At 39.4% G+C, this 8110-nt stretch carries 7 protein-coding genes; 5 read left to right on the top strand and 2 right to left on the bottom strand.

Annotation, left to right across the window (positions count from 1 at the left end; genetic code table 11):
• Both ACOVO2_RS05490 and ACOVO2_RS05495 read left to right on the top strand, forming a co-directional pair.
• Window positions 1-444: amidohydrolase family protein (locus ACOVO2_RS05490; RefSeq protein WP_421768995.1), on the top strand; the 444-nt coding region annotated here is incomplete at its 5' end.
• Window positions 445-629: 185 nt separating this feature from the next.
• The gene (locus tag ACOVO2_RS05495; RefSeq protein ID WP_421768996.1) at window positions 630-1607 is read left to right on the top strand and encodes a formimidoylglutamase; all 978 of its coding nucleotides are present in this window, start codon (window positions 630-632) and stop codon (window positions 1605-1607) included.
• A gap of 59 nt (window positions 1608-1666) precedes the next feature.
• On the opposite strand, the gene ACOVO2_RS05500 is transcribed toward ACOVO2_RS05495, so the two are convergent.
• Both ACOVO2_RS05500 and ACOVO2_RS05505 read right to left on the bottom strand, forming a co-directional pair.
• Window positions 1667-3553, bottom strand: coding sequence for a beta-N-acetylhexosaminidase (locus ACOVO2_RS05500; RefSeq protein ID WP_421768997.1), 1887 nt, complete (start codon window positions 3551-3553; stop codon window positions 1667-1669).
• A 190-nt stretch (window positions 3554-3743) separates the two neighbouring features.
• On the bottom strand, window positions 3744-4610 hold the full coding sequence (locus ACOVO2_RS05505; protein ID WP_421768998.1) for an AraC family transcriptional regulator: 867 nt from the start codon (window positions 4608-4610) through the stop codon (window positions 3744-3746).
• A gap of 274 nt (window positions 4611-4884) precedes the next feature.
• Here ACOVO2_RS05505 and ACOVO2_RS05510 point away from each other — a divergent pair, with 274 nt between their 5' ends.
• The 3 genes from ACOVO2_RS05510 to tnpA all read left to right on the top strand — a co-directional run bounded on the left by ACOVO2_RS05510 (window position 4885) and on the right by tnpA (window position 7923).
• Window positions 4885-5700, top strand: coding sequence for a sugar phosphate isomerase/epimerase family protein (locus ACOVO2_RS05510; protein WP_421768999.1), 816 nt, complete (start codon window positions 4885-4887; stop codon window positions 5698-5700).
• A gap of 54 nt (window positions 5701-5754) precedes the next feature.
• Complete coding sequence (locus ACOVO2_RS05515) at window positions 5755-6897, top strand: Gfo/Idh/MocA family protein (protein WP_421769000.1); 1143 nt, start codon at window positions 5755-5757, stop codon at window positions 6895-6897.
• Between the two features lie 549 nt (window positions 6898-7446).
• The gene (tnpA, locus tag ACOVO2_RS05520; protein ID WP_421769001.1) at window positions 7447-7923 is read left to right on the top strand and encodes an IS200/IS605 family transposase; all 477 of its coding nucleotides are present in this window, start codon (window positions 7447-7449) and stop codon (window positions 7921-7923) included.
• Window positions 7924-8110: the final 187 nt, after the last annotated feature.

Here is an 8110-nt window from a genome sequence, read left to right on the forward strand (position 1 = left end):
CAAGCCATTTCGGTTGACCATTTGGAAACAATGGGCGATGAAGAAATTGCTTGTCTGAGCAATTCAAACACCATTGGTACACTCCTTCCATCGGCCGCATTTTTCTTGCGAATGCAATATCCACCCGCTCGACAAATGCTGGATGCTAATGTTGCACTGGCACTGGCAAGTGATTTTAATCCAGGTTCATCGCCCAGCGGAAATATGCCATTATTGATTGCTTTGAGTTGTATTCAAATGAAAATGTTGCCCGAAGAAGCCATCAATTCCGCAACACTGAATGGGGCTTATGCCATGGAAGTTTCAGAGCAAGTCGGGAGCATCACAATAGGAAAATTGGCCAACTTAATTTTCACCAAACCCATACCATCATTGGCTTATTTTCCTTATTCATTTGGAGAAAATTTGATTGATAAAGTGATGATTAGAGGGGAATTTTCATAATAAAGTTATTACAGGTTAATAATGCAATTGGAACGCTGATAATGCGGACAGTTGGCCGCTGCCATGCAGGCAACGCTGATTTCTACAGATTTTTAAATCGGCGTTTATCTGCGTTTGAAAATCAGCGTTATCTGCGTTCTAAATTTTTGCAACTTTTGGTTATCAAACAATAACAATTTGAATCTATGCCAAACCAAAAAACATATCAACCAAACGATTTAAACTCAATCATTAAAATCCGAATGGGTGAAACAAAATTGGGCGAAAAAATCAACCGTAATTGGCAAGCCGATGAAGTGAAATTCGTCATTCTTGGCATTGCCGAAGATATTGGTGTACGAGTAAATCGGGGAGTTGGTGGCACGCACACTGCTTGGGAGAGTTTTTTGAATGCTTTTCTGAATATTCAAAGTACAAAAATGCTTTCGGGTGCTGAAGTTGGCATTTATGGTTGTCTTTCTTTCGATGATTTAAAAGTCAATTCAGAAAGCGTTGAAGTAATTGATAATGAAGTAGTTAAAGCGATTTCTGAGATAGTGAGTTTGGAGAAAATACCAATCATAATTGGTGGTGGACATAACAATGCTTACCCAATAATTAAGGGAGTTTCTCAAACAAAAAAACAAGCTATCAACGCCATAAACTTAGATGCTCACTCTGATTTTAGAGTACAAGAAGGCCGACATAGTGGCAATGGTTTTCGATATGCTTTTGACGAAGGATTTTTATTAAAATATGCTATTATCGGGCTTCATGAAAATTATAATTCAGAAGCGATTATTGATGAAATTTCGCAGAACTCTAACATTAATTTTTCGTTTTTGGAGGATATTTTTTTGAGAGAAAAAATGACTTTCAAAGCAGCTATTCTGCAAGCTATTGATTTCACAAAAAACGCCCCAACGGGCATCGAACTCGACCTCGATTGTGTAGAAAATGTACTTTCAAGTGCCATGACTCCTTGCGGAATTTCTTCAACGCAAGCCCGACAATATATTTACCAAACCGCTACTTTAACTGATGTTGCTTATTTGCATATTTGTGAAGGGGCAACACAATTAGCTACTGGTCAGGCTTCTACTTTAACAGGCAAATTAATTAGTTATTTGGCAAGTGATTTTATGAAGGCCTTCAACCACAGAGGCACGGATTACACAGATTAGCATGGAGCATGCTCTCTGTGTTAATCTGTGTAATCCGTGCCTCCGTGGTAATAAGATAATTACTTCCCAGCTCGGCGTTCTAATTCGGCACGTTTCAAAGTAATCAAATGACCGATTGGCTTTCCTGCACGGTAGGTAATCACACGAAGCGTAATTGGGCCATCGGGCAGTTCGATTGGAGTTGAATATTTCGGCGAAAATTTATCTGGCATCGAATCGTCAATCGAATAGAAAATATCCAAATCCGAAATTTCGCTACCCAATTCGAGTATTAACTTATCGTTTTTCATACTTGGTGTGATAATCGCATCGTAAACCGCTTTCGAGAAACCCAATTCGGCAACCTCTGCACGGTCGAAATGAGCTTCCATGCGTTTGCTGAAATTATCCCAGTTTTTAGCCGATTTCTGCGACCAATACACTTCCGACAGTGCCCATGCTCGTGGATATGTCATATACTCAGCATGGCGTAAAGTTGGCGTCTGTTCGCTCCAAAGATTCCCTTGTCCGCCCAAAATATATTTGGCATCTACGCCATCTGGCACTGGCTCAAAGCTGTATGATTTACTCACTCGCAAACCCGCATAAATTGGAGGGTCAATAGAATTATCACCTTGGTTATAATCTAAGTAGGCAAACGTAGTAGGTGTCATCACCACGTCATGCCCAAGATGTGCCGCTTCAATTCCACCTTTTACTCCTCTCCAACTCATTACGGTTGCATTTGGCGAAATTCCACCTTCTAAAATCTCGTCCCAACCAATAAGTTTTTTACCTTTTGCCGCCAATATTTTTTCCAAGCGATTCATAAAATATCCTTGAAGGTCTTCAACGTGGCGAATACCCAATTTTTTCATCAAAGCCTGACAACCAGCATCGGCCGCCCAAAAACCTTTGTAGCACTCATCACCACCCACGTGAATATATTGATTTGGGAAAAGTGCCGCCACTTCGGTCATTACTTTATCCAAAAACTCATATACTTTTTCGTCGGCAGGATTCAAGGCATTTTCATAATTTAGCCTGAAAGTTCCATTACCAAACCAATCGGCAATTTTTGCCCCTGGATTGACGAAAGTGTTCGGATTTTTGGTAGTACTCAATTCTGGATACGCCGCAATTGCCGCCATACTATGCCCTGGGACATCAATTTCAGGAACAATCGTTACATTGCGTTCTTGAGCATATTTTACTATTTCTTTAATATCTTCTTGCGTATAAAAACCACCTATGGTTGCTTTTTCGCCCGCTTTTGGCACATCACGCTCACCAAAATGACCAGCACGAGGCACACGCCACGCTCCTACTTCGGTTAGTTTAGGCAAAGATTTAATCTCAATTCTCCAACCTTCATCATCAGTCAAGTGCCAGTGAAAAGTATTATATTTCAAGCGAGCAATATCATCAATGTATTTTTTCACTTCGGCTTTTGTGAAGAAATTACGGCTTACATCAAGCATGATTCCTCTCCAACCGAAGCGTGGATAATCAGTAATTTTTACGGCAGGAATCGCCCACGTAGCTTTCGTAACTGACTTACTTTCAATTTCTTTCGGTAAAAGTTGTAGCAAAGTTTGCATTCCATAAAACAAACCCGCAGTTTGATTGGCCGAAATAACAACGCCTTTCGGTGTTGACTCAAAAGTATAGCCTTCTTTGCCAAGTTGGGCATTCGGAGTATCATTCAAATTGAGTTGAATCATACCAGTTTTTCCTTCTTGGGCTTTTAAAGCTAAGCCCGTTGGCACGCTCAATTTCTGCACCAACATTTCGGCCACACCGCTTGCATCGGCTTTGTTATAACTGATAGTTGTTTTGGCGGTGAAAGCAAAACTTCCCGCACTTTGCGATACCTCAACGGGCTGCGGAATAAGATTTAAGGGCGTATTTTGGGCATTTAGATTGAGAAAGGCAAAACTAAGCACCGAAAAAAGAACTTTTTTCATAGAACTAAAGAAGAGTTTTGTTGAATTGAAAAATGGTCGGGGTTGAATTATACTACAATATTAAGCTAGGAAGGCTTTCTTTTCAAGTCTTTTTAAAAAATTATTTTTCAATAAATTAATATTAAAAAAATATTTTAGAATACATCGTTTTAGTTTTAAAAAAAGCTTTTGGGTCAACAACACAAAACTTTCAATCTCGACGATATTCTTTCTGATAAACCAATGGCGATTTCCCGACGATTGCCTTAAATTGTCGATTAAAATTTGAGATAGTATTATAGCCACTTTCGTAGGCAATTTGTGTAACATTGAGCGTGCCTTCGTGCAGTAATTTGCAGGCATGACCGATTCGAATTTCGGCAATAAAATCGAAGAAAGATTTATTGGTTCGGCTCTTGAAATACCTACAAAAAGCCGCATCACTCATGCTCACGAGCGATGCCAATTCGCTTAATCGGACTTCTTCTTTGAAATGCTTCATCACATAATCATGCACTTTTTGCATGCGTTCGGTTTCTGAAACCTTGTGCATATTCACATAACCCAAACTCGTAATAAACTCATAATCAAGCGATTGAGAAAGCTCGTGTAGCATCGAAAGTAGTTTCAAAACTCTCTCAAAACCTTCGAGTTTGTTCAGCTCAACCAAACCTTCTCTGATTTTTTCTCGCATTTTGCCCACGATGTCCATTCCACGTTGCCCATTTTGTAGGAGTTGCTTGAGGCGGTGCATCTCTGATTTTTCAAAGAAATTATTCCCCAAGAAATCTTCCGTAAAATAGACCACAATTCCGTGCGTTTCCAAACCCGAATTTTGCTCAAAATAGGCTTTATCATTCCGCCAAAGATGCGGTACGTTTGGCCCTAAAAAAACAGTATCGCCCGCTTCAAAATGCTGAATATCATCACCGATGAAGCGAGTACCACTTCCTTCAAAAACTGTAAATAGTTGATAATGAGGATGAAAGTGCCAACTCGAATCAAAATGAGATTGACGCAATTCCTGCACTTCAAACGAATAAACCTGACTTCCGAGTGTTTTTTTTAGTAACTTCATAGCCCCAATCGCCCCCCCGCCCCTAAAGGGGAGCTTCTACTTCTCTGATTACTTTATGAAAAAAGGCTTTCTCTTATAAACACTTTTTTTGCATAAATATTGAAATAAATATTATTAAATATCAAAATACAGTCAAAATTAGTAAATCAAAGCACACTTTATATAATTTTATTACGATAAATTTGTATTATTATTTTTAACCAATAATAGCTCCGTATAAAAAAAAGCTCCCCTTTAGGGGCGGGGGGGTGTTAGGGTGCTTATGACCTACGGAATGAATCTCCTTTTATGGGGAACAGAAATTAATGAAGACCTTTTTCCAGTTTTAGAACAGATCAAGGAAATTGGATTTGATGGTGTGGAGATTCCAATCTTCGATGTAAATCCAGAAAAATGGTATTCTTGGCGAGCAAAATTAGACGAGTTAGACCTGAAACGTATCGCTGTAACGATAAACGGACCAGATTTCAATCAAATCAGTGCTGATGCCGAGATGCGTAAAGCAACTTTGGAACGAAACAAACGTGCCATTGATTGTGCTATGATTTTGGGTTCGGATTTACTTACGGGGCCTTTTCACTCAGCTTTGGGCGTTTTTACGGGCGTGCCACCAACCAAAGAAGAATTGCTCTGGGCAAAAGAAAATCTTTGGGATTTGGCAGAATACGCCGACAGCATGGGCATCACGCTCGGACTCGAATATTTGAATCGCTTTGAAAGTTATTTGGTTTCGTCGTCGGACGAACTTTTGGCTTTGGTCGAAGACATCAATCACCCTGCTTGCAAGATAATGTTTGATACTTTCCATGCCAATATCGAAGAAAAATCAATGACCGAAGCCATCAAGAAATTGGCCAAACACATAGTTCATGTGCAACTTTCGGAAAACGACCGCAGTACGCTTGGCAAAGGCCGAATTGATTTTACTGAAATTTTAGCCGCCCTACAATCAATCAATTATGATGGCATGCTAAGCATCGAAGCATTCAGCATGAAGCTTCCAGCGGCCAATATTTGGCGAAAAATGTTTGATTCAGAAGAACAATTAATGAAAGATAGTTTAGCATTCTTAAAAACCCCTAACCCCTAAAGGGGAACTGTCATATTCGAACTTTAAAAATTAAAATATAACTCTATAAATAAAATGAATAATTTAGAAAATACCCCCTCTAGGGGGAAGGGGGTGAACATAGCCATCGTTGGACTTGGCTTCGGAGCAGAATTTATTCCAATTTATCAACGTCACCCAAACGCAAATATGTACGCTATTTGCCAAAGAAACGTTGAAAAACTCAACGCAATCGGAGATACTTTTGGGGTTGATGTTCGCTATTCGGATTATGACGAGTTATTGAAAGACCCAAATATTGATGCGGTACATATCAATTCGCCAATTCCGAACCACGCCGAACAAACTTTGAAAGCTCTTTATGCAGGAAAACACGTAGCCTGTACAGTTCCGATGGCTACTTCGGTGGAAGATTGCAAAGCCATCGTAAACGCTTGCCGAGAAACTGGCAAGAAATACATGATGATGGAAACCGTAGTTTATGCCCGTGAGTTTTTGTTTGTGAAAGAATTATACGAAAAAGGCGAACTCGGAAAAGTACAATTCTTAAAAGCATCGCACCAACAAGACATGGAAGGCTGGCCTGACTATTGGCCAGGTTTGCCACCGATGCACTACGCTACGCACTGCGTTGGGCCAGTGGCTGGTTTATTGAGATTAGAAGCCGAATACGTTTCGTGCTTTGGCTCGGGAACCATTTCGGAAGATTTGATAAAAATACATAATTCACCATTCGCTGTTGAATCCGCACACATAAAATTCAAAAATAGCGATTTAAGTGCTTACGTTTATCGTTCGTTATTTGATGTAGCTCGTCAATACCGTGAAAGTTTTGAGGTTTACGGCTCGAAAAAATCTTTCGAGTGGGCGTTGATTGAAAACGAACCAAACGTAATTCACACCGCAAAAAAACCTGAGCCAGAAATTCCAGAAAAGGTTGAAACGCCTGATTATGCACACTTGCTTCCGCAAGAAATTCAATCTTTCACAGGAAAAGGCGTGTATGACCACGACGACAACACGCACCTAAGTTTTGCACAAGGTGGCGGACACGGTGGCTCGCACCCGCATTTGGCTCATGAGTTTATTTCGGCACTCATCGAAGACCGTGACCCATTCCCGAATGCCGTACAATCGGCCAACTGGACATCGGTTGGAATTTTGGCTCACGAGTCGGCCATGAAAGGTGGCGAGATTATTTATTTGCCGGAGTTTTAATTCCTAAGGCAATTTATTTTGGGCAAAAACAAAGTAAATACTAAAAGGTTATTTCGGTGCGATGCACCTTAAAGTTTGGTTTTGGTCGGTATTTTCTACAAATATTTTGCGGCTCTGCCGCTATTTGAAACATCGTTTTACTGGTGCATAGCACCTAAATATTTGTAGAAAAATAGATGCCTCAACAAATTTTAAGGTGCGTCGCACCGAAATAAAATCACGTTGTTAAAAACAAACATTTAATAATGGCTAATACTTATTCCCAAATTTACATTCATATCATCTTTGCGGTGCAAGGACGTGAAAATGTAATTAAAAAGGCGTGGAAAAATGAATTGTACGCCTACATGGGAGGAATTATTAAAAATTTAGGCTCAAATTGGTTTTGGTCGGTATTTTCTACAAATATTTTGCGGCTCTGCCGCTATTTGAAACATCGTTTTACTGGTGCATAGCACCTAAATATTTGTAGAAAAATAGATGCCTCAACAAATTTTAAGGTGCGTCGCACCGAAATAAAATCACGTTGTTAAAAACAAACATTTAATAATGGCTAATACTTACTCCCAAATTTACATTCATATCATCTTTGCAGTGCAAGGGCGTGAAAATGTAATTAAAAAGGCGTGGAAAAATGAATTGTATGCCTACATGGGAGGAATTATTAAAAATTTAGGTTCAAAACCGTTGGTCATAAATGGAATGCCTGACCACGTACATATTTTTGTTGGACACAATCCTTCGACTACTATTTCAAATCTTGTTGAAGAAATTAAAACTTCTTCTAATAAATTTATAAAAGAAAACTTTTCTAAAAGCACCTTTAAATGGCAGAAAGGTTACGGAGCGTTTTCGTACAGTCGTTCTCAAATTGATACTGTTATCAAATACATTAATAACCAAGAAGAACATCACAAAAAACACACATTCAGAGAAGAGTACCTCAAGTTTTTAGAAGTTTTTGAAGTCGAATATGATGAACGTTATGTATTCGATTTCTTAGAAAATATTTCTTGGGACGAATAATTTTAACGCCTTATCCAATTAAAAATCAAATGAAAAAAATCGTTTTATTTCTAACACTCATGCTCTCTTTTTCGAGCATATTCGCCCAAACTGGCCGAAGGCTCGAAATCCTTTTCCTCGGTGATAATGGGCATCACAAACCCATTGAGCGAGTTCCGACAATCATGGCGGCGTTGGGAAACCGAGG

This window comes from Emticicia sp. (assembly GCF_049241225.1).
Taxonomy (GTDB): domain Bacteria; phylum Bacteroidota; class Bacteroidia; order Cytophagales; family Spirosomataceae; genus Emticicia.

Excerpts from the sequence above, each read along its gene's own strand:
- ACOVO2_RS05495 (WP_421768996.1), top strand. The coding sequence starts at position 630 with ATGCCAAACCAAAAAACATATCAACCAAACGATTTAAACTCAATCATT.
- ACOVO2_RS05500 (WP_421768997.1), bottom strand. The coding sequence starts at position 3,553 with ATGAAAAAAGTTCTTTTTTCGGTGCTTAGTTTTGCCTTTCTCAATCTA.
- ACOVO2_RS05505 (WP_421768998.1), bottom strand. The coding sequence starts at position 4,610 with ATGAAGTTACTAAAAAAAACACTCGGAAGTCAGGTTTATTCGTTTGAA.
- ACOVO2_RS05510 (WP_421768999.1), top strand. The coding sequence starts at position 4,885 with ATGAATCTCCTTTTATGGGGAACAGAAATTAATGAAGACCTTTTTCCA.
- ACOVO2_RS05515 (WP_421769000.1), top strand. The coding sequence starts at position 5,755 with ATGAATAATTTAGAAAATACCCCCTCTAGGGGGAAGGGGGTGAACATA.
- tnpA (WP_421769001.1), top strand. The coding sequence starts at position 7,447 with ATGGCTAATACTTACTCCCAAATTTACATTCATATCATCTTTGCAGTG.